The organism is Aeromonas sp. S12(2024), assembly GCF_041402305.1.
Taxonomy (GTDB): Bacteria; Pseudomonadota; Gammaproteobacteria; order Enterobacterales; family Aeromonadaceae; genus Aeromonas; species Aeromonas veronii.
Genome location: NZ_JBGLRB010000005.1, coordinates 212,824 through 232,522, shown reverse-complemented (window position 1 = coordinate 232,522; position 19,699 = coordinate 212,824). Strand labels below are relative to the sequence as shown.

Below are 19,699 nucleotides of genomic sequence, written 5' to 3'. Positions count from 1 at the left end.
CATTGCCCCAGAGAAGGAATTGCCCATGGATGCCCTCACCCTGTTGCTCAATCGCCACTCCTGTGGCCGTCTCGCCGATCCCGCCCCGAGCGGTGAGGTACTCGACAATATTCTCAAGGCGGGCCTGCGCGCGCCGGATCACGGCACCCTGACCCCCTGGCAGTTCATTCTGTTTGAAGGAGAGGGGCGCGAGCGGCTGGGCAAGCTGTTGGCGGACGCCGCCCGTGCCCGTGGCGAAGATGAAGAGAGCATCAAGAAGTGCAGCGAAGCGCCGCTGCGGGCACCCTTGCTCGTCGCCGTGGCAACCCGTTATCAGGATCACCCCAAGGTGCCGAAACTGGAGCAGGAGCTCTCCGCAGGTTGCGCCCTGATGGCGATGCAGATGGCGGCGCAGGCGCAGGGCTTCAACGGTATCTGGCGCTCCGGCTGGTTTATCTTCGATGAGCAGATCAACAAGGGATTGGGACTGGCGGCAGAGGATCAGCTGGTGGGTTTCCTCTACCTCGGTACCCCCATGCTGGAAGCACGCAAACTGCGCGAGCTGCCGCTCGATGAGTTTGTCCGCCGTTTCTAACTTTTCGGCCATGTTGCGGTTGAGAGAAGCAAAGCCTCGAGAAATCGGGGCTTTTCTGTTTAACCGTGAATAGTAACCAGAGAAATTGGGGAAAATAAATGGCTCAAAGAGGCTTCGCGCGCCATAGCAGGTAATTATTTAAATAGTGCGATGTACCTCGCAATCCTGTTGTATTTCACTATGTAAAACGTTTGCGCATTCGCTAATATCTCCCTGCCAGTTTAGAAGGGCACTCCTTCTAATTTTTCTGCGATGAGAGTCGCAATTCCGTAGCACCTTTTAACAGCCCAACGTCTTCGTGACATTGGGCTTTATTTTTTTATGGGGTGTCAGGGTTGTTGTGAGTTGATGGCGGCATCGTCATGCAGCCCGGTTGGCAGCCTTATGCCCTGTTTTTGGCTGGCAGGATCCGGGCCGGGTTGCCGACTACCCGAGCACCGGCCGGTACATCTTTGGTGACTACGGCGCCTGCGCCGACGATCGCCTCCCGCCCTATGGTGACGCCGGGCAGCAAGATGGCGCCGCCCCCAATCCAGACCTTGTCTTCAATGGTGACCGGCAGCGCTGTCTCTGTTCCCTGAATTCGTTCATCGGCCTCCAGCGCATGGGCAGCGGTATAGATCTGCACGTTTGGCCCAATCATCACATGGGCGCCGATGCGAATGGGGGCGTTGTCCAGCAGGGTAGCCCCCATATTGATGTAGCTGCGCTCGCCAAGGTGGATGTGGCAGCCATAGGTGCAGTAGAGGGGCGGGCAGATAAAGGCATTCTCTGCCAGTTCGCCAATCAGCTCCGCCAGTAGTGCCCGCTGCTCTGTCTCCTCTTCCGCCTGATTGAAACGGCGATAGCGCCGTGCCGCCTCCCGGCGCAACTGGGCCAGCTCGGGTGCCATGCAGTTGTACGGTTGGCTGCTGATCATCTTCTGGTATTCGCTCATGGCAGGGCCTCAATAATGTGGAAGAACGATGTTAATCCCTCATTGGCCAGAGAAGCGTGAACCGTCCCCCAGAGTAGGAAAGGGGGGAGAAACAACAAGAGCACCCGCGGGTGCTCTTGTTTAATAAAGATGCTGACTTGCCGCCTTGAGAGCGGGAGCTATGTTTAGCCGTGCTTGCGGCCGGAGAGACGGCACCACTCCTCCTTGACTGCGGTCGGGTCCATCTCGAACCACTGACCGTAGATGGTTTCCAGCTCCGGAGCCTGGCTCTCCAACACGCCGGAGAGGGCCATCAGGCTGCCCGCTTTGCCGTGGCCAGCGATAAGTGGAGCCAGTTCGCGCAGCGGGCCGGCCAGGATGTTGGCGACCACTACGTCCGCTTCGACGTCTTGTGGCTGGTCGGCTGGCAGATAGAGCTCAATCTGGTCGGCGACGCCGTTGCGCGCGGCGTTGTCGCGGCTGGCCTGAATGGCCTGCGGGTCGATGTCGATGCCGATGACGCGGGCGGCACCCAGTTTCAGGGCGGCGATGCCGAGAATGCCGGAGCCGCAACCAAAATCGACCACGGTTTTACCGGTCAGATCCAGTCCGTCCAGCCACTGCAGGCAGAGGGCGGTGGTGGGGTGGGTACCGGTACCGAAGGCCAGACCCGGATCCAGCATGACGTTGACCGCATCGGGGTTCGGCACGTCGCGCCAGCTCGGGCAGATCCAGAGGCGCTCGCCAAACTGCATCGGGTGGAAGTGATCCATCCACTCGCGCACCCAGTCCTTGTCCTCCAGCTGCTCGACCTTGTAGCCGACGTTTTCGCCGAAGATCTGCTGGAAGAAGGCGATGGTGGGGGCCGGATCGGTTTCGGCATCAAACAGACCCATCACTTCGGTCTCGCCCCAGAGCGGGGTTTCACCGGGCATGGGTTCGTAGACGGGCACATCCTTGGCATCCATAAAGGTCACCGCCTGGGCTCCACGCCCCAGCAGCATGTTGCTCACCTTGTCTGCGGTCTTGGCAGTGGCGTTGATTCGAATTTGTATCCAGGGCATGGCGTCGACTCTTCATAAATGTGAAACCGCGAGATTCTACCATCATGGGGCAGTGCTGTCGTGGTTTGCCCATGACGTGGAGGGATACGGGGGCTTTTGCCGGATTGGCACGGTTCCTGTATTGCTCTATGCAGGCGAAGACGACCGGTTTTCGCTGAACGCTTTGCTCAAGTTCCGTCATCTTTCACTGCCACCCTCGGGTGGCATTTTTTTATCTGCACTTGTTTGCCTAGTAAACAGTCTGCCAGATCAAAAAAGAGCAAGGTTGGCACCTTGCTCAAGGACGGGCTGGCGCCGTTTTGACGCATTCATGCTGCTGTTGGCACGCCAGATGCAAAGACTAATATGTCCTGCATAAGGATATGTGTGTGATTGTTACCCCAATGTTCAGGTATTCAGGCCATTTCTCGCGAAATGGCCTCTTTTTTGGCTGATTGTCGGACGTTGGCCTGCCACAGGCAGTCATGAGTGCCGCTGGTTGTGCCCGTTTGGGGCATCTCCTTGGTGAACTTATCCCATCATGGTGCGTTTGAGGGCTTAGTTGGCAAAGCCGCTCATGTCGATCACCAGCTTGCCTACCATGCGTCCCGCCTCCACCTCGGCATGGGCCTGAGCCAGCGTGACCGGGGTCAGTGACGGGATGGTTCTGGTCAGAGTGGTCTGCAATACCCCTTCATCGACCAGTGCCGCCACCCGGCCGAGCAAGCGGTGCTGCTCGATCATGTCCGGCGTCTGGAACAGGGGGCGGGTGAACATGAACTCCTGGCTGAAGGTGACGCTCTTGCTCTTGAGCAAGGAGAGATCCCACGGCTCGTTCGATTCGGCGATGGTGCAGATATGGCCAAACGGGCGGATCAGCCCGGCCATGGTGGCCCAGTGCTCGGCGGTGGCGTTGGTGCAGAAGATGGCATCGACCTGGGTGATGCCAAGGGCGGTCAGCTCCTCCTGCAACTTGTGGTGGTTTACGACCTGATGGGCGCCCATTTCGAGGCACCACTCGCGGCTCTCGGGGCGGGAGGCGGTCGCAATCACCTCCATACCGGTGAGCTGGCGTGCCAGCTGGATGGCGATGGAGCCCACGCCACCGGCGCCGCCGATGATCAGCAGTTTGCCACGGCTTTCGCGGGTAAGAGCGAAGCGCTCGAACAGGGTCTCCCAAGCGGTGATGGCGGTGAGCGGCAGGGCGGCGGCCTCCACATCGCTCAAGCTGGTGGGGGCGATCGCGGCGATGCGCTCATCCACCAGTTGCAGGGCGCTGTTGCTGCCCGGACGGCTGATATCGCCGGCATACCAGACCCGGTCGCCCGCCTTGAACAGGGTCACTTCGCTGCCGGTGGCGATCACTTTCCCCACCGCATCCCAGCCCAGTACCCTAGGCGAGCTTTCAATTTTGGCCTTGGGGGAGCGCACCTTGGTATCTACCGGATTGACGGAGGTGGCGGTGACCCGCACCAGCAGATCCCGCGGGCCCGGAACCGGATCGGGCAGGTTGGCGGCGATGAAGCAGTCGGGGTGGTCGCTTGGCAGATAGTGAGTCAGGGCAATGGCTTTCATGGTTTTTCCTTTCAAATCGCTGTGTTCGGGATTGCCACTCACTCTAGTCTGGTTGATTATCAAGATTAAGATGGGTAATCGGTAAAGACTGTTTGAATATATGAACAATGTCGATCTGGAGTTGATGGGACTGTTTGCCACCGTGGTGGAGCAGGGAAGCTTTACCCGGGCCGCCGAGCTGCTTGGTATGCCCAAGTCATCGGTGAGCCAGAAGATCTCGCGGCTCGAATCCCAGCTCGGGGTGCGGCTGTTGCAGCGCACCACCCGCAGGTTGAGCCTGACCCCGCAGGGGGAGCTCTATGTGGAGCACTGTCAGGGGCTACTGGCACTGGCCCGCAGCGCCAATCTGGCGATGGCACGGCTGCGCTCGGCCCCGGCGGGGCGGGTGCGGATCACTGCCCCCGAGGCGACCGGTACTCTATTGCTTGGCCGGATCCTCGCCGAGTTTCGCGCCCTCTATCCCGAAGTGGTGCTGGAACTGACCCTGAGTGACGAACAGCTCGATCTGGTGGGGGAAGGTTATGATTTGGCGCTGCGGGCGGCGCCGCTGAAAGACTCCAGCCTCATCTGTCGGCGCATCGGTCAGGTGGCGCGTCATCTGGTGGCTGCGCCCGCCTATCTGGCGGCCCACGGCATGCCGCAACAGCTGAGCGAGCTGGGTCGTTATGCCTGTCTGGTGCACTCGGCCATGCCGGTGTGGCCATTGCAGGAGGGGGGCTGGCGGCCACAGGGGGCCTGTGTCAGCAACAGCTTGCTGGCGCTGCGGGAGATGGCGCTTCATGACGGGGGGATTGCCCTGTTGCCCCACCATGTCTGTGAAGGGGATTTGGCGGCGGGGCGGCTGCAGAAGGTGTTGCCGGATCAGCCCATTCCGGCCAACCCGTTCTACCTAATCTATCCGAGTCGGGAGCATCTGGCCCCCGCTCTGCGCACCCTGATGGATTTCGTGGCCGAGCGGTTGCCGTTTGCCTGAGTTACCAGCTGCTCTGGCTGGCCGACTCCTGATTGGGTTTGAGGCCGAGGGGGACCGACTGGCGCTCCGCCAGCATGCGGATCTGCCCTTCAATCAGGCTGGCGCTGGGGCCCAGCACCAGCACCAGCTGGTGGTCGTTGAGCTGGATCCAGGAGAGGCAGCCCAGGCCCAGCAGGCGAGATTCATCCACCAGTGAAATATCGCGCACCCGCAGGCTGAGGCGGGTGATACAGACACTCATCGCCACCAGATTGTCCATCCCGCCCAGCACCTTGAGGTACTGGATCGCCAGCATCTGCGGGTCGGAGGGGGCAACGCTGGCAAGGCGCGGATGCTCCACCGCGATGGGCTTGCTCGGCATGCTGAGGGGGGCGCGCTCCAGCAGTTGGTAAAAGAGCAGGGTGTAGGCGACGAAAAACAGGATACCGACCGGGATGAGCCAGAAGCTGTGCTCCCCTGCCTGATAGCTCAGCACCAGATCCAGCAGACCGGCGGAGAAGTAACTGCCCACCTTGATCCCCAGCCCGCTACAGACAGCGAGCGATAGCCCTGTCAACAGGGCGTGGGCGAGAAACAGCCAGGGGGCGGTAAAGGCGAACAGAAATTCGATAGGCTCTGTGATACCCACCAGTGCCGAGGTGAGCGCCAGGGTGAGCAGCAGCCCGCCCTGCGGCAGCCGCTGCATCCGCTGGCGGTGCAGCCAGATGGCAAAACAGGCACCCGGCAGGCCGAACATGATGATGGGGTAAAGACCGGCTACATATCCTTCATGAAGGGGCTGGGCGGTGGCCAGCGCCTGCAGGTTGCTCTCGCCAAGGCCGATGACGCTGCCCAATACCTGATGCAGCCCGAGCGGGATTAACAAGCGGTTGAGGGTGCCGTAGCAGAAGGCGCCAAACGGCGTGGTAAGCAGCTCCGAGGTGAGCAGGGTCAGCCCGCGCTCCAGCGGCGGCCACAGCAGCGAGAGGGGGATGGCGATCAGCAGGCAGGCCAAGGCCGACACCAGCAGGCTGGGAAACTCTCCCCTGGCGATCTGCAGCCAGCGGGGCAGTGTTTGCTGGTGAACCCAGGGGTAGATGATGGCAGTGGTTAGCCCCGCCAGCAGGCCGCAGATCATGTCGGCGTGCAGGTTGGGGGCCAGCGTATTGAAGGCGGTGCTGAGCAGCAGGAAGTTGACCGCACCCGCCAGCGTCTGTCCGCCCAGCTCTTGCCGACTCAGGCCAAAGGCGATCGCCACCGCATAGATAAGCGGCATCTGGCTGAAGATCGCCTGACCGGTGAGGGAGAGCACCGCCAAATCGAGCACGTCGGGTTGCCCAAGCCGGTAGATCAACGCCGCCATCGGCAGGATGGAGACGGGCAGCAGCAGGGCATAACCGAGCCGCTGCAGGGCTTGAGTAACGACTTGTCGAGTGGCTTTAACGGGCATACAGCGGCTACGTTCTGTGACTTGGCGCACAGTTTAACCGGAAAACACCTATTTGGGGATAGTTTTGGAACCCTAATTTATATTTTTATTATTTCTGCCCGAAAAGCTCGCGCACTTCCCGCGAGGGCGGTGCCGTCAGCAGGCTGACCGTGATAAAGACCACCAGCGCCAGCGTGAGGCTTGGCACGATGGCGTGCAGGCCAGCCAGCTTGATCCCCCACTGACTGAGTACCCCATAGCTGACGATGCCGCTGACCATGCTGGCCAGTGCGCCCGGGCCGTTGGCCCGCGACCAGTAGAGGCCGAGCACCAGTGGCCAGAGGAACACCGCCTGCAGACCGCCAAAGGCGAGCAGGTTGAGCCAGATGATCATCTCGGGCGGTTGCAACGCCGCCAGCAGCACCAAGGTGCCGAGGATCAGGGTGCAGAGCAGGGAGAGGCGCGGAATGCGCACCTCCAGCTTCTCCTGCTTTGGACTCAGATAGTTGAGATAGAGATCCTTCACCAGAGTGGCGGAGGCCTGGATCAGCTGGGAGTCGATGGTGGACATGATGGCTGCCATCGGCGCCGCCAGAAAGACCCCAGCCAGCCAGGGGGGCAGCACTTCCATCATCAGGGAGGGCATGATCTTGTCCGGGCTGTCCATGCCCGGCAGGATGGCGCGGCCAAGGGCACCCGCCAGATGCATGCCAAACATCAGCAGGGCGCTGACCACTGTGCCGATCAGAATGCCGCGATGGAGCGCCTTGCTGTCGCGATAACCAAAGCAGCGCAGCGCCGAGTGGGGCAGCCCCACCACCCCGACACAGACCAGGATCCAGAAGCTCAGCATAAAGGGCTGGGTCAACATGTCGCCGGCCCCTTGCGGGCTCACCAGCTTGGGATCGATCTCCCTGAGCTGGTGGATAAGGTTAGGCAGCCCGTCACCGGCAATCAGAATCCCCGCCAGCAAGGCGCCAGTACCGATCAGCATGATGATCCCCTGCAGGGCATCGGTCATCACTACGGCGCGGAAGCCGCCGATGATGGTGTAGAGCAGTACGCAGCTGGCAAACAGCATCAAGCCCTGCTGGTAGGAGAGGCCGGTGGCGGTCTCCAGCAGGCGGGCGCCGCCGATGAATTGCACCACCATGGTCGCGATAAAGGCGAGGATGATAGTAACGGAGCCGAGGATCACCACCGCCTTGTTCTGGTAGCGGGCCCACAGCATATCGTTGATGGTCACCGCATTGACCCGGCGGGCGATGATGGCGAACTTCTTGCCCAGTACCCCCAGAGTGAGCCAGACGGTGGGCAGCTGGATCATCGCCAGCAACACCCAGCCCAGACCGATCTTGTAGGCCGCGCCTGGCCCACCGATAAAGGAGGAGGCCGAGGTGTAGGTGGCCACTAGCGTCATCGCCAGCACCAGCCCGCCCATGCTGCGGTTGCCGATGAAGTACTCCTGCACGAAGTTGCCTTGCGCGCGATGGCGGCTGGCCCAGAAACCCACCCCCAGCACCAGCACCAGATAGATGACGAGCGGCAGCATCAACTCAAGATTCATGGGATGACTCCTTGCCGGAAGGGGCGTGGGTATCGAGGGGGATCTCCACAAACAGCCGGTTCACCATCAGGGCGCAGAGCAGAATGAACAGCAGCGGCATCACCATGCAACTGAGCAGGAACCACAGCGGCAGCCCCCACAACTCCAGCTGGAGCGGGATAAAATAGGCGGTGCCATACCAGGCAAAGAAGTAGAACAGGGTCAGCAGCAGGCAGAAAGCTGCTTCCCGGCGGGCGAGAGCAAAACGGTTCACCTTGGCCTCCGACAAATTTGAGGGGCGCAAGGATAACAAAAAAGGGCCATGTCGCCATGGCCCTTTTTCAGCAGAGGCTCCTTGCGGAGCAGACTTCCACCGGAAGTCCGGTCTCTATCAGCGATCCTTACAGACCCAACTTCTTGTGCAGATAGTGGATATTGGTGCCACCGTGCTGGAAGTTTTCGTCTTTCATGATCTCTTTTTGCAACGGTACGTTGGTCTTGATCCCTTCCACCACCAGCTCGTCCAGCGCATGGCGCATGCGGGCGATGGCAATGTCACGATTCTCGCCGTAGCAGATCAGCTTGCCGATCATTGAATCGTAGTGGGGCGGTACCTTGTAACCTGCATAAATGTGGGAGTCCCAACGCACGCCCAGACCACCCGGCGCGTGGAAGCGCTGCACCAAACCCGGAGAGGGCATGAAGGTGGCCGGATCTTCGGCGTTGATCCGGCACTCGATGGCATGGCCACGGATGCGGATATCCTGCTGGGTGATCGACAGGGGCTGACCGGCGGCGATGCGCAGCTGCTCCTTGATGAGATCGATACCGGTGACCATCTCGGTGACCGGATGCTCAACCTGAATACGGGTGTTCATCTCGATGAAATAGAACTCGCCGTTCTCGTACAGGAACTCGAAAGTACCCGCACCGCGGTAGCCGATCTCGATACAGGCACGCACACAGCGCTCACCGATGAACTTGCGCATTTCGGCGGTGATGCCCGGTGCCGGCGCCTCTTCCACCACTTTCTGGTGGCGACGCTGCATGGAGCAGTCACGCTCGCCCAGATAGAGGGCGTTGCCCTGGCCGTCTGCCAACACCTGAATTTCGATGTGGCGCGGGTTTTCCAGGTACTTCTCCATGTAGACCATGTCGTTCTTGAAGAACTGGCCTGCTTCGGATTTGGTCAGGGCAATGGCGCCCGCCAGTTCCGCTTCATTGCGCACCACGCGCATACCGCGACCACCACCGCCACCGGCGGCCTTGATGATCACCGGATAGCCGATGCGCTTGGCAATGGCGGCGTTGTGCTTGGCGTCGTTGTCGACGGGGCCGTCAGAGCCCGGTACACACGGTACGCCCGCTTTCTTCATCGCTTCGATGGCGGAGACCTTGTCACCCATCAGGCGAATGGTCTCGGCGCGCGGGCCGATGAAGATGAAGCCGGACTTTTCGACCACTTCGGCGAAATCGGCGTTCTCGGAGAGGAAGCCGTAACCCGGGTGGATGGCCACGGCACCGGTTACCTCGGCGGCGGCGATGATGGCCGGGACGTTGAGGTAGGATTCAGTACTGGCCGGTCTGCCGATACAGATGGATTCGTCGGCCAGCAGCACATGTTTGAGCTCCCGGTCGGCGGTGGAGTGAACGGCCACTGTCTTGATCCCGAGCTCTTTACAGGCGCGCAGGATCCGCAGGGCAATTTCACCGCGGTTGGCGATGACTACTTTGTCCAACATGGGTGGCGATTTCCCTTATTCGATGATGAACAGCGGCTCGTCAAATTCGACGGCCTGACCATTTTCAACCAGGATCGCTTTGATCACACCGGCCTTGTCAGACTCGATTTGGTTCATCATTTTCATGGCTTCGACGATGCACAGGGTGTCGCCGACATTGACTTGCTGACCCACTTCCGCGAACGGCTTGGCATCCGGGCTGGAGGAGCGGTAGAAGGAGCCAACCATCGGGGAGCGCATCAGGTGACCGCTCGGGGCGGCATCGGCGGCCGGTGCGGCGGTAACCGGGGCGGCAGCGGCAGGTGCTGCAACCGGAGCGGCTTGCTGCATCATCATCTGCGGCATGGCGGTGGTCACCTGACCGGAGAAGTTGCGGCTGATGCGAACGGACTCTTCACCTTCGGAGATCTCCAGTTCGGCGATGCCGGACTCTTCAACCAGTTCAATCAGCTTCTTGATTTTGCGGATATCCATTAGCATTCTCTTTCTTCTTTATCTGATCAGTGATTATCAAGCCGCGCGCAGATGGTGCACGGCCGCGGTTAAAGCGAATTGGTAGCCATCGGCCCCCAGACCACAAATGACCCCTTTGGCGACATCAGACAGATAGGAGTGATGACGGAACGGCTCCCTGGCATGGACGTTTGACAGGTGAACCTCGATAAAAGGGATGGCGACACCCAGCAGTGCATCGCGAATGGCGACGCTGGTGTGGGTGAAGGCGGCCGGATTGATGATGATAAAATCCACCTGGCCCATGGCCTGATGGATGCGGCCGACTAACTCATGTTCGGCGTTGGATTGCAGATGTTCCAGAGTGACACCGAGTTCGCTGGCGTTAAGCTTCAGATCGGCGACGATCTCATCAAGCGTCTTGCTGCCGTAGATACCCGGTTCCCGTTTGCCCAGCAGATTCAGGTTTGGTCCGTTGAGCAGGAGAATTCGGTGATTTTGCGACATATTGAGTACATCCTCGATGATAATGCTGCTATCTATCAGCTATCTTGTGGACTACCAGAAATCTAGCCATTTTCTGCGCAAATCGGTGTGCCCTGGCACACAGATTTCGCAATTATATTGATTTCGTGAAAATTAGCAGCATTTTACTGGTCTAATCTCTACATCTGGCTATTTATTGTACGTTTTGGTCGGCAAGGCTCCGTAGCTACCGCCTTGCTGTTTGCTGGCGGATGAGAAACGACAAAGCCGGCACAGGGCCGGCTTTATTGAGCAACAAACGAAGCGGGATCAGGCAGCTTCCGACTTCTCGCGAATGAGTTTGTCTACCACCCCCGGATCCGCCAGGGTGGAGATATCTCCCAGGCTGTCGGTCTCGCCGGTGGCGATTTTGCGCAAGATGCGACGCATGATCTTGCCGGAACGGGTCTTCGGCAGCCCCTCTGCCCAGTGAATGACATCCGGCGTGGCGATGGCGCCAATCTCCTTGCGCACCCACTCCTTCACCTCTTTATGCAGCTCGCGGCTTGGCTCTTCCCCGGCGATCAGGGTGACATAGGCATAGATACCCTGACCCTTGATCTCGTGAGGAACCCCCACCACCGCGGCTTCAGCGATCTTGGGATGGGCCACCAGCGCCGATTCAATTTCGGCGGTACCCATGCGGTGGCCGGAGACGTTCAGTACATCATCCACCCGACCGGTAATCCAGTAGTAGCCGTCCTTGTCGCGACGGGCACCGTCGCCGGTGAAGTAGCGGCCCGGGAAGGTGGAGAAGTAGGTCTGCTCGAACCGCTCGTGATCGCCGAATACGGTGCGCATCTGGCCCGGCCAGGAGTCGGTGATCACCAGGTTACCCTCGGTGGCCCCCTCCAGCGGTTCGCCCATGTTGTCGACCAGCGCAGGTTGCACCCCGAAGAAGGGACGAGTCGCCGAGCCCGGTTTCAGGTCGGTGACGCCGGGCAGCGGCGTAATCAGGATGCCGCCGGTCTCGGTTTGCCACCAGGTATCGACGATGGGACAGCGCTCATCACCAATGGTGCGGTAGTACCACTCCCAGGCTTCCGGGTTGATGGGTTCACCCACCGAACCCATGATGCGCAGGCTCTGGCGTGACGTGCCGGTGACCGCTTCGTTACCCTTGGCCATCAGGGCGCGGATGGCGGTAGGAGCGGTATAGAGGATGGTGACCTGGTGCTTGTCCACCACCTGACTCATGCGGTTGGTGGCAGGGTAATTGGGCACCCCTTCGAACATGATGGTGGTGGCACCGTTGGCAAGCGGCCCGTAGACCAGATAGGAGTGACCAGTGACCCAGCCCACATCGGCGGTACACCAGTAGATGTCCTCTTCGTGGTAGTCGAACACATATTTGAAGGTGAGGGTGGCATAGACCAGATAGCCGCCGGTGGTGTGCAGCACCCCCTTGGGTTTGCCGGTGGAGCCGGAGGTATAGAGGATAAAGAGCGGATCTTCGGCGTTCATCGCCTCGGGCGGGCAGTCGCTGCTGACGGCTGCGGTCGCTTCATGCCACCAGATGTCGCGGTGGTTGTGCCAGGCGACATTGCTGCCGGTGCGCTTGAGCACGATCACCTTGTTGACCTGGGTTTCCGGGTTGGTGAGCGCTTCATCCACATTCTTCTTGAGCGGTACCGGACGGCCACCACGCAGCCCCTCGTCGGCGGTGATCACGATGCGCGAGCCCGAGTCGATGATGCGACCAGCCAGCGCTTCCGGCGAGAAGCCGCCGAATACGATGCTGTGTACCGCGCCGATGCGGGTACAGGCCAGCATGGCGATGGCGGCTTCGGGCACCATCGGCATATAGAGGCAGACCACATCGCCGCGGTGTACCCCTTGTGCTTTCAAGACGTTGGCAAACTTGCACACTTCGCTGTGCAGTTCGCGGTAAGTGAGTTTGCGATCTTCGGCGGGGTTGTCCCCTTCCCAGATGATGGCGACCTTGTCACCCCGTTCGGCGAGATGGCGATCGAGACAGTTGGCCGAGACGTTGAGCTGGCCATCTTCAAACCATTTGATGGAGACATGGCCCGGATCGTAGGAGGTGTTCTTGACCTTGGTATAGGGTTTCATCCAGTCGAGAATTTTTCCCTGCTCTCCCCAGAAGGTATCGGGATCCTCGACGGAGGCCTGATACATGGCGGCGTAGTCGCCCTTGTCGAGCAGTGCATTGCTGCTGATGTGGGGTTTGACCGGGTAGACCTTGCTCTCGCTCATCACTCACTCCTTTGAATACATACTTTTAATAATTAAGTAACAACTTATACCTTTGGCTGATGGGGGCAATTAGACTTTTGGATAGACAGCAACATTTGGTTACAGGGTTATGGGTGACACTCACGCAGTGAGTCGGTAAAAAGGAGGACTTCGATGGATGGAGGTAGTTATGTTCTCTCTATTGCTCTGTGCATCCCTGTGGCAGTTTGATACGACTGTTCTTGCAGACAAACCTCCCAAAGAGTTTGCGATTACACACCAGGAGCCTTCACAGACTGTGCGGGAGCGGGTTGCTGATCAGCTTGGTCATGCATGGCAGGACAAAAAGTCGGGAACCAAGTTTTCCCTCAGTGAGCCAGGATCCCGTTACTCTGGCGACTCACCGCTCACTCGCATGGCCAATGACCGGGATAATGGTGGTGTTCCTACCCTGACGTTTGGAAAATAGTTTGATTGGCCGTTTGTTTCCTTGGTATCGCTAATGTTGAACGTTTTGGCAATCCAAGCGTTCGTGCATCTGTTCTACATGCAGTGGTTTGCTGAACAGATAACCCTGTCCTTCGCCGCAGTTGAGTGATTGCAAGAAGGCGTGTTGTGCCTTGGTTTCAATCCCTTCGGCGGTGACCTCCATATCCAGACTGTCGGCCAGATTGATGATGGTGCGGCAGAGCTCCCGACTGTTCTTGTCTTCCGGTAATGCCTGCACAAACGCCCGGTCGATCTTGATGCGATCGATCGGCAGGGTCTTGAGCAGACTCAGTGACGAGAAGCCGGTACCAAAGTCATCGATGGCAATCTGCACGCCGAGATTTTTCAGGCGGGTAAAGAGATCCAGACTCTGTTCGACTCGCTGGATGATGCTCTCAGTCACCTCGATCTCGAGCCGTTCTGGCGGAAATCCGGTCTCAGCCAGGATGGCGGCGACCCGTTCAACGTAGCCGGGGGATCGCATCTCCCGCACCGACACATTGACCGACAAGCGGGGCACCGGCAGTCCGGCGGCCAGCCAGTTTTGTCCCTGCTCGCAGGCGTTGCGCATTGCCCACTCCCCAATTTTCTCGATCAGGCCGCACTCCTCCGCCACCGGAATAAAACGGGTCGGCGCTATCATCCCCTCATTGGGGTGCTGCCAGCGCAGCAGGGCTTCCAGTCCACTCAGGTGGCCGTTGGCCAGATTGGTCATGGGTTGATAGAAAATGCAGAGCTGTTCGAGCTCAAGGGCCTTGAGCAGACCCTGCTCAATCTGCATCCGCTCGCGGGCTCGAGCCGCCATGCAGGGGGTATAGAACTGGAATCCATTGCGCCCCTGACTTTTCGCCTCGTACATGGCGCTGTCGGCGGCGCTGACCAAGGTTTCCGGGCTGTCTGCATGATCGGGATAGATGGCGATACCGATACTTGCCGAGATTGCCACCAGCTCATGGGCCAGCTCAACCGGTTCACGCAACACGGTCAGCAGGGTATTGGCGAGGGTTGCCAGCTCGTCAGGCTCCTCCAGATAGGGGATCAGCACCAGAAACTCGTCTCCCCCGAGGCGGGTCGCCAGATCGTTGTGTTGCAGGCAGCCGCGGATCCGCTCTGCCAGCCGCTTGAGCAGCTCATCGCCAACTCCGTGGCCCAGGCTGTCGTTGATCAGCTTGAAGCCATCCAGATCGATAAAGAGCAGCCCCAACCGTTTGCGATTGAGCTGCGCGGTTTTCAGCTCAAGGGCCAGCCGCTCCTGCAATAGATGACGATTGCCCAGCTCGGTCAGGGGATCGTGATAGGCAAGGTGATTCAGCTCGGCCTCCACCTTGCGAATGGCGCTGATGTCGGAGAGGGCGATCACATAGTGAGTAGTGTTGTTGAAGTTGTCATAGACAGCGCTGATCTGCTGCCAGGAGGAGAAGTAGCTGCCATCCTTGCGCAGACAAACCATCTCGCCATGCCAGGCGTTGTTGCCGGGGCGCAGGTGATACCAGGGATAGTCGAGGTCGGTGTAGCGCCTGGGATGCATGATGATATCCGGGGTACGGCCTATCACCTCCTCGGCATTGTATTGGGTCAGCATGGTGAAGGCCGGGTTGACCGACAGAATATGGTGTTCGCTGTCGAGGATGATGATCCCCTCGGCAGTGGTATCGAATACCACGTTGGCCTGATGGAGCCGCTCCTCCTGACGGCGGCGGGCGGTGGCATTGTGAATAACCCCCATGACCCGGTGGCCGACCGACTCGGTGGCGGGGACATGGTCGGCATGAATATCGACCCAGTGGCGCTCGTTGAGAGCGGTGAGGTAGCTCAGGGTGAGATGGATGGGGTCATGACTTTGCAGGGCGGCCTTGAGCTGGCTGCCGGATTCCGGTTCAAAACAGTCGACGAACGCTTGCAGCCCGCCGTGGAATTGGTTGGCCTCGATGCCCAGCAGCGGCTCAATCTGGCCGTCGAACAGCAATCTGTCCTCCGCCACGTGCCACTCCCACACCCCGATTTGGGCCGCTCGCATTGCCAGTTGCAGCCGTTGTTCGGTTTCGTACTGCTCGGTGATGTCCCGCACGATGGCGAGGATGCCGTTCAGCTCCCCCTTCTCATCACGCATCGGGCTGTAGGTGGCCTGAAAGCGGCGTGAGCTGCTGTCGTACGCCGCGGTTTGGCCCGTGATGGCGATATCCACGTAGGGCATGCCGCTTCGCATGATCTGCTGAAACATAGGCTCCAGGGTCGGTGCCAGCTTGGGAACCACCTCTCGGAGGTGCTTGCCCTGATGCTCCTCGATGCTCTTGCCATTGATGTCGGCCAGCACCTGATTGACTTTACGGTAGCGAAATTCGCAGTCAAAGACGCCGATCCCCAGAGGGGCATTATCCATCAGCTGTTCCAGGACGGTGTGATCTGACAGCTGGGTCAACATTGCCTCGGTGTCGGCGTTGAAAAGCTTCCCATCCATGATGACCTCGGCATTGATTGTTTTATCACTTGCATCAGTTGTCAGTATGGCACGAACTGTTTGGCCGGGAGTCAAGCGGAGTTATCTGGTTGTTTTGACGGCAAGAATAGGCAGAAAAACCTGATAAAAAGGATGGGAAAAGGGGGCGAGTGGTTATCCCTTCTGGCGACCAAACGCCTGAATGCCGCGCACCAGTACCAGCCAGCCGAGCAGATGGAAGGGGAGGGCAAGCAGATAGAGCAGCAGGAAGTGCGACTCGCAGCCACTGCTGTTGATGAAGTCGATCCAGGCGGCCAGCAGCGCCAGCATGCCGGCAATCTGGAAGCGGCGGCGCAACACCACCTCGACGCCGAGATTGGCAAGGTAGAGGGTGAGCAGGATGCCGGCAAAGCCGGTGAGCTGGGCGGTGCCGTAGAGCTCGCGATCCGGGTTGAACAGCAGCGCAATCAGGGGAGTAATGCCCTGATCCAGCGGGATCAGGGCCAGCAGCCAGCATGCAATCAGAAGCAGGGCTGTCTTCATCGCGGCCTCAGTCGGCGGACGGTGCCGGTTTGACCAGAGAGAGGTAGTTGGCATCCATCTTGAGGAAGACCCCCAGCAGACGGGCACTGGCGCCGTAAAAGCCAAACCGGTCGGCGGCGCGACAGGCGCTTTCGAACTTGTCAAACCAGCCCAGCAGATGACCGTGCAGCAGCGCTTCCTGCTCGTCGAGCCAGCGTTCCCGCTCGGCCGCGCTCTTGGCTTCCGCCGCGCGGATGATGAGATTGCCCATCAGATCCAGCTCGATTGCCAGATGGTCGGCAGGCTCTTTGTATTTATCGCTGACATTGATGCCGAGGCGATCGAGGCGGGCCTGCATCTCGGCCATCGGGGCCTGCATCAGCAGCTTGGCATCGCCGCGGTAGAGCGATTCGTAGGGCAGGGCGCCCTGTTTGGGATCCACCAGAAACAGGCCGGCGAAGTCGGCGGCCAGTTCCAGCTGGCGATCCGGGCGCACCAGCAGGCGGGCGATGGCATCGTTGAGCTCGGCCACGGCTTCGCGCATCGGATCCAGGGTGGAGAGGCTTTTCAGGAAGCTTCGCACGTCATAGGTGTCATATTCGGCGATCTGCTCATCACTGAGTTCGGCGGCGAACAGGGTGGAGAACCACCAGTAGAGTTCGGCCCGGCGTTCGCTGGTAGCCATAAATTCCTGCATTTTTCCTCCGTGGATGGCAATCGGGAGCCTTGATGGCTCCCGATTCTAACGACTTTAAAAATAAAGGAAACTCAAGGGGGCGCTTTCGTCCCCCCGGGGTCAGAGTGCCGGGAACATGGGGTCGATGCCCTTGGCCGATTCCGGCGCGCCGAAGGCAGTGACGGCAGGTGCCTGCCCGCGGAACTTCTCGATCTCCACCAGCGCGGTATGGGCCGTGGTGGCCTGCGCCAGGCTGGAGGAGCCGATGTCGGCGGTCAGCACGTTGGGATCGCCGTAGGTACAGAGAGTCCCTACCTTGCCGCCCTCTTGCGGGCCATACCAGGCCCCTTCATGAATGCGCACCACGCCGGGGGCGTAGTCATCGCTCACCACCAGCCCGGCCAATACCTGACCGCGACCGTTGAACACCCGCACCAGATCGCCGTCCTTGAGGCCACGGGATTTGGCATCCTGCGGATTCATGTAGACAGGTTCGCGACCCTGCACCGTGTAGGTGGTGCGGTAGTTGTCGGAGGAGCAGAGCTGGCTGTGCAGCCGCTTGTCCGGGTGGCAGGATTGCAGGTGCAGCGGGTACTGTTTGCTGCCTGGTCCGCCGTGGGAGCGCTCGTAGGGCTCGATCCAGACCGGATGGCCCGGGCAATCCCCATAGCCGTAGTCGGCGATGGTCTTGGAGTAGATCTCGATAAGGCCAGACGGGGTACCGAGAGGTTCCAGATCCGGCTCCTGACGGAACGACTCGTGGCGCACCCAGGGTTGGCCCGCCGGGAAGGTGACGAAGCCTTCCCCGTGCCAGAACTGGCTGAAACGGGGCAGTCGAATGCCGATGCCGCGACCCTGCAGGCGGGCGTCGTCATAGATGCTCTGGATCCACTCCAGCTTGCTCTTGCCACCGGTGAACTCGGCCTCGCGACCGAAGCGACGGCAGAGATCGGCGAAGATGTCGTAGTCATCCCGCGCCTCGAACAGCGGCTCTACCACCTTGTACATGGCCAGAATGCCCGCGTTGGAGTGAGAACCCCATTGCTCGATGTCATCCCGCTCGTAGGTGGTGGTGGCGGGCAGCACGATATCGGCGAAGCGGCAGCTGGCGGTCCACTGGTGATCGATACTGACCACGGTTTCCAGCTTGCGCCAGGCCGCGACCATCTTGTTGCGATCCTGCTGGTGGTGGAACGGGTTGTTGCCGCAGAACACTGCCATCTTCATGTGGGGGTAGGTGATGGTCTGGCCGTTGAAGGCGATCTGCTTGCCCGGATTGAGGATGCAGTCGACGAAACGGGCCACCGGAATGAATTTGGAGTAGCCCTTCCAGTCGCCGTCATGGAGTGGTTTAACGCCGGGAATGACCGAGCTGAAACCTGACATGATGGGGCCGCTGGAGGTGATGGTGCCCGCCCCGTTGTAGTGCCAGCCAAAGCCGTAACCGCCCCCCGGCAGGCCGATCTGGCCAATCATCGAGGCCAGTACCACCAGCATCCAGGCATACTGCTCGCCGTGGTGCATGCGCTGTACACACCAGCCGCCGATAAGCTGGGTACGACCACTGCTCATGGCGCGGGCCAGCTCGCGGATGGTCTCGGCTGGTACGCCACAGATGGCCGCTGCCCACTCGGCATCCTTCACCTGACCATCGCTGGTGCCCAGCAGGTAGGGCAGAAACTTGTCAAAACCGGTGGTGTAGTTCTTCAGGAACGCTTCGTCGTGGCGCTTCTCGCTGTAGAGGGTGTGGGCGATGCCCAGCATCAGCGGCACGTCGGTTTGCGGATTCAGGGTCACCTGATCGCAATTGAGGTACTTCTGGGTCTTGGATTTGACCGGATCGACGCTGATCACCCGGATCTCGCCCTTGGCTACCTTCTCTTTCAGCTGTGCCCAGTAGTCGTAGACGCTGTGATCCGGCACCAGCCAGCCCACCTGCAGGTTCTTGATGGGATCGGAGCCCCAGATGACGATAGTCTTGCTGTGTTCCAGCACCAGCGGCCAGGAGGTTTGCTGCTCATACACCTCCATTGCGCCCGCCACGTGGGGCAGGATCACCTGGGCGGCACCGGTGGAGTAGTCACCGGCCTTGGCCAGATAGGTGCCGTGCAGGTTCATGGCACGCCCCAGCATGGCGCCAGCGGAGTGCAGTTTGCCCACCGACTGCCAGCCGGAGTGACCGGCATAGAGAGCGCTCGGGCCATAGGTCTTCTGCACCCGCTCCAGCTCGTGATAGAAGAAGTCCAGCGCCTGGGACCAGGTCACCCGCACGAAGCGGTTCTGGCCGCGTTCGCTGGTGTCGGACTGGTGCCCCTTGCGCAGCCAGTCCAGCCGCACCATGGGGTAGCGGATGCGGGAGGGGTTGTAGACCACTTCACTCAAGGCTTTGAGCATGTCTGTGGGGTGCTTGTCGTGCTCGAACGGCAGGGTCTCGACCCAGCGCCCATCGACCACCCGGGCACGGAAGGCGCCCCAGTGGGAGCCGGACTGCACCAGCTTGTCGCCAGACTCGGCGGCCATCACGGCGCGACCGAGCAGGGAGGGGCCGATCAGGGCAGAGGCACCGCTGGCCAGCAAGCCACCCAGAAAACCACGACGGGAAATATTGATCATCTTGTTATTCC

At 60.1% G+C, this 19,699-nt stretch carries 16 protein-coding genes; 2 read left to right on the top strand and 14 right to left on the bottom strand.

The window, feature by feature from the left end; all coding sequences use genetic code 11:
• Positions 1-25: 25 nt before the first annotated feature.
• Complete coding sequence (locus tag ACB035_RS07390) at positions 26-574, top strand: NAD(P)H nitroreductase (RefSeq protein WP_279464406.1); 549 nt, start codon at positions 26-28, stop codon at positions 572-574.
• A 382-nt stretch (positions 575-956) separates the two neighbouring features.
• Here ACB035_RS07390 and ACB035_RS07385 read toward each other — a convergent pair whose 3' ends face one another.
• The 3 genes from ACB035_RS07385 to ACB035_RS07375 all read right to left on the bottom strand — a co-directional run bounded on the left by ACB035_RS07385 (position 957) and on the right by ACB035_RS07375 (position 4,108).
• Positions 957-1,511: a sugar O-acetyltransferase gene (locus tag ACB035_RS07385; protein WP_236357098.1), complete on the bottom strand. Its 555-nt coding sequence runs from the start codon at positions 1,509-1,511 to the stop codon at positions 957-959.
• A gap of 164 nt (positions 1,512-1,675) precedes the next feature.
• Positions 1,676-2,554, bottom strand: coding sequence for a 50S ribosomal protein L11 methyltransferase (gene prmA, locus ACB035_RS07380; protein ID WP_005338919.1), 879 nt, complete (start codon positions 2,552-2,554; stop codon positions 1,676-1,678).
• Between the two features lie 537 nt (positions 2,555-3,091).
• Positions 3,092-4,108 (bottom strand): zinc-binding alcohol dehydrogenase family protein, encoded by a 1,017-nt coding sequence (locus tag ACB035_RS07375; protein ID WP_371166980.1) that lies wholly within the window; start codon positions 4,106-4,108, stop codon positions 3,092-3,094.
• 100 nt (positions 4,109-4,208) lie between these two features.
• Here ACB035_RS07375 and ACB035_RS07370 point away from each other — a divergent pair, with 100 nt between their 5' ends.
• Positions 4,209-5,081: a LysR family transcriptional regulator gene (locus tag ACB035_RS07370; RefSeq protein WP_005358412.1), complete on the top strand. Its 873-nt coding sequence runs from the start codon at positions 4,209-4,211 to the stop codon at positions 5,079-5,081.
• 1 nt (position 5,082) lies between these two features.
• Here ACB035_RS07370 and ACB035_RS07365 read toward each other — a convergent pair whose 3' ends face one another.
• From ACB035_RS07365 to torA, 11 genes are all read right to left on the bottom strand, one after another.
• Positions 5,083-6,510 carry a PTS transporter subunit EIIC gene (locus ACB035_RS07365; RefSeq protein ID WP_042080616.1) on the bottom strand — a complete coding sequence of 476 codons (1,428 nt, stop codon included), beginning with the start codon at positions 6,508-6,510 and terminating at the stop codon, positions 5,083-5,085.
• A gap of 88 nt (positions 6,511-6,598) precedes the next feature.
• Positions 6,599-8,056 carry a sodium/pantothenate symporter gene (gene panF / locus ACB035_RS07360; RefSeq protein ID WP_129504643.1) on the bottom strand — a complete coding sequence of 486 codons (1,458 nt, stop codon included), beginning with the start codon at positions 8,054-8,056 and terminating at the stop codon, positions 6,599-6,601.
• A complete protein-coding gene (locus ACB035_RS07355; RefSeq protein ID WP_069556466.1) occupies positions 8,046-8,309 on the bottom strand; it encodes a YhdT family protein in 264 nt (87 codons plus the stop codon). Before ACB035_RS07355 ends, panF begins: the two co-directional genes overlap by 11 nt.
• A gap of 127 nt (positions 8,310-8,436) precedes the next feature.
• Positions 8,437-9,777 (bottom strand): acetyl-CoA carboxylase biotin carboxylase subunit, encoded by a 1,341-nt coding sequence (gene accC, locus ACB035_RS07350; protein ID WP_005338910.1) that lies wholly within the window; start codon positions 9,775-9,777, stop codon positions 8,437-8,439.
• Positions 9,778-9,792: 15 nt separating this feature from the next.
• The gene (accB, locus tag ACB035_RS07345) at positions 9,793-10,251 is read right to left on the bottom strand and encodes an acetyl-CoA carboxylase biotin carboxyl carrier protein (protein ID WP_139443126.1); all 459 of its coding nucleotides are present in this window, start codon (positions 10,249-10,251) and stop codon (positions 9,793-9,795) included.
• Positions 10,252-10,287: 36 nt separating this feature from the next.
• Positions 10,288-10,737 carry a type II 3-dehydroquinate dehydratase gene (gene aroQ / locus ACB035_RS07340; protein WP_005338907.1) on the bottom strand — a complete coding sequence of 150 codons (450 nt, stop codon included), beginning with the start codon at positions 10,735-10,737 and terminating at the stop codon, positions 10,288-10,290.
• 288 nt (positions 10,738-11,025) lie between these two features.
• Entirely contained in the window at positions 11,026-12,972 is a 1,947-nt protein-coding gene (gene acs / locus ACB035_RS07335) for an acetate--CoA ligase (RefSeq protein WP_371166979.1), read from the bottom strand.
• Positions 12,973-13,450: 478 nt separating this feature from the next.
• Positions 13,451-15,898, bottom strand: a complete 2,448-nt coding sequence (locus ACB035_RS07330; protein ID WP_371166978.1) for an EAL domain-containing protein — start codon at positions 15,896-15,898, stop codon at positions 13,451-13,453.
• Between the two features lie 153 nt (positions 15,899-16,051).
• Entirely contained in the window at positions 16,052-16,420 is a 369-nt protein-coding gene (locus tag ACB035_RS07325; RefSeq protein ID WP_064338674.1) for a hypothetical protein, read from the bottom strand.
• A gap of 7 nt (positions 16,421-16,427) precedes the next feature.
• The gene (gene torD / locus ACB035_RS07320; protein ID WP_005358423.1) at positions 16,428-17,096 is read right to left on the bottom strand and encodes a molecular chaperone TorD; all 669 of its coding nucleotides are present in this window, start codon (positions 17,094-17,096) and stop codon (positions 16,428-16,430) included.
• 99 nt (positions 17,097-17,195) lie between these two features.
• Positions 17,196-19,688 carry a trimethylamine-N-oxide reductase TorA gene (gene torA / locus ACB035_RS07315; protein WP_371166977.1) on the bottom strand — a complete coding sequence of 831 codons (2,493 nt, stop codon included), beginning with the start codon at positions 19,686-19,688 and terminating at the stop codon, positions 17,196-17,198.
• Positions 19,689-19,699: the final 11 nt, after the last annotated feature.

Excerpts from the sequence above, each read along its gene's own strand:
- ACB035_RS07390 (WP_279464406.1), top strand. The coding sequence starts at position 26 with ATGGATGCCCTCACCCTGTTGCTCAATCGCCACTCCTGTGGCCGTCTC.
- ACB035_RS07385 (WP_236357098.1), bottom strand. The coding sequence starts at position 1,511 with ATGAGCGAATACCAGAAGATGATCAGCAGCCAACCGTACAACTGCATG.
- prmA (WP_005338919.1), bottom strand. The coding sequence starts at position 2,554 with ATGCCCTGGATACAAATTCGAATCAACGCCACTGCCAAGACCGCAGAC.
- ACB035_RS07375 (WP_371166980.1), bottom strand. The coding sequence starts at position 4,108 with ATGAAAGCCATTGCCCTGACTCACTATCTGCCAAGCGACCACCCCGAC.
- ACB035_RS07370 (WP_005358412.1), top strand. The coding sequence starts at position 4,209 with ATGAACAATGTCGATCTGGAGTTGATGGGACTGTTTGCCACCGTGGTG.
- ACB035_RS07365 (WP_042080616.1), bottom strand. The coding sequence starts at position 6,510 with ATGCCCGTTAAAGCCACTCGACAAGTCGTTACTCAAGCCCTGCAGCGG.
- panF (WP_129504643.1), bottom strand. The coding sequence starts at position 8,056 with ATGAATCTTGAGTTGATGCTGCCGCTCGTCATCTATCTGGTGCTGGTG.
- accC (WP_005338910.1), bottom strand. The coding sequence starts at position 9,777 with ATGTTGGACAAAGTAGTCATCGCCAACCGCGGTGAAATTGCCCTGCGG.
- accB (WP_139443126.1), bottom strand. The coding sequence starts at position 10,251 with ATGGATATCCGCAAAATCAAGAAGCTGATTGAACTGGTTGAAGAGTCC.
- aroQ (WP_005338907.1), bottom strand. The coding sequence starts at position 10,737 with ATGTCGCAAAATCACCGAATTCTCCTGCTCAACGGACCAAACCTGAAT.
- acs (WP_371166979.1), bottom strand. The coding sequence starts at position 12,972 with ATGAGCGAGAGCAAGGTCTACCCGGTCAAACCCCACATCAGCAGCAAT.
- ACB035_RS07330 (WP_371166978.1), bottom strand. The coding sequence starts at position 15,898 with ATGGATGGGAAGCTTTTCAACGCCGACACCGAGGCAATGTTGACCCAG.
- ACB035_RS07325 (WP_064338674.1), bottom strand. The coding sequence starts at position 16,420 with ATGAAGACAGCCCTGCTTCTGATTGCATGCTGGCTGCTGGCCCTGATC.
- torD (WP_005358423.1), bottom strand. The coding sequence starts at position 17,096 with ATGCAGGAATTTATGGCTACCAGCGAACGCCGGGCCGAACTCTACTGG.
- torA (WP_371166977.1), bottom strand. The coding sequence starts at position 19,688 with ATGATCAATATTTCCCGTCGTGGTTTTCTGGGTGGCTTGCTGGCCAGC.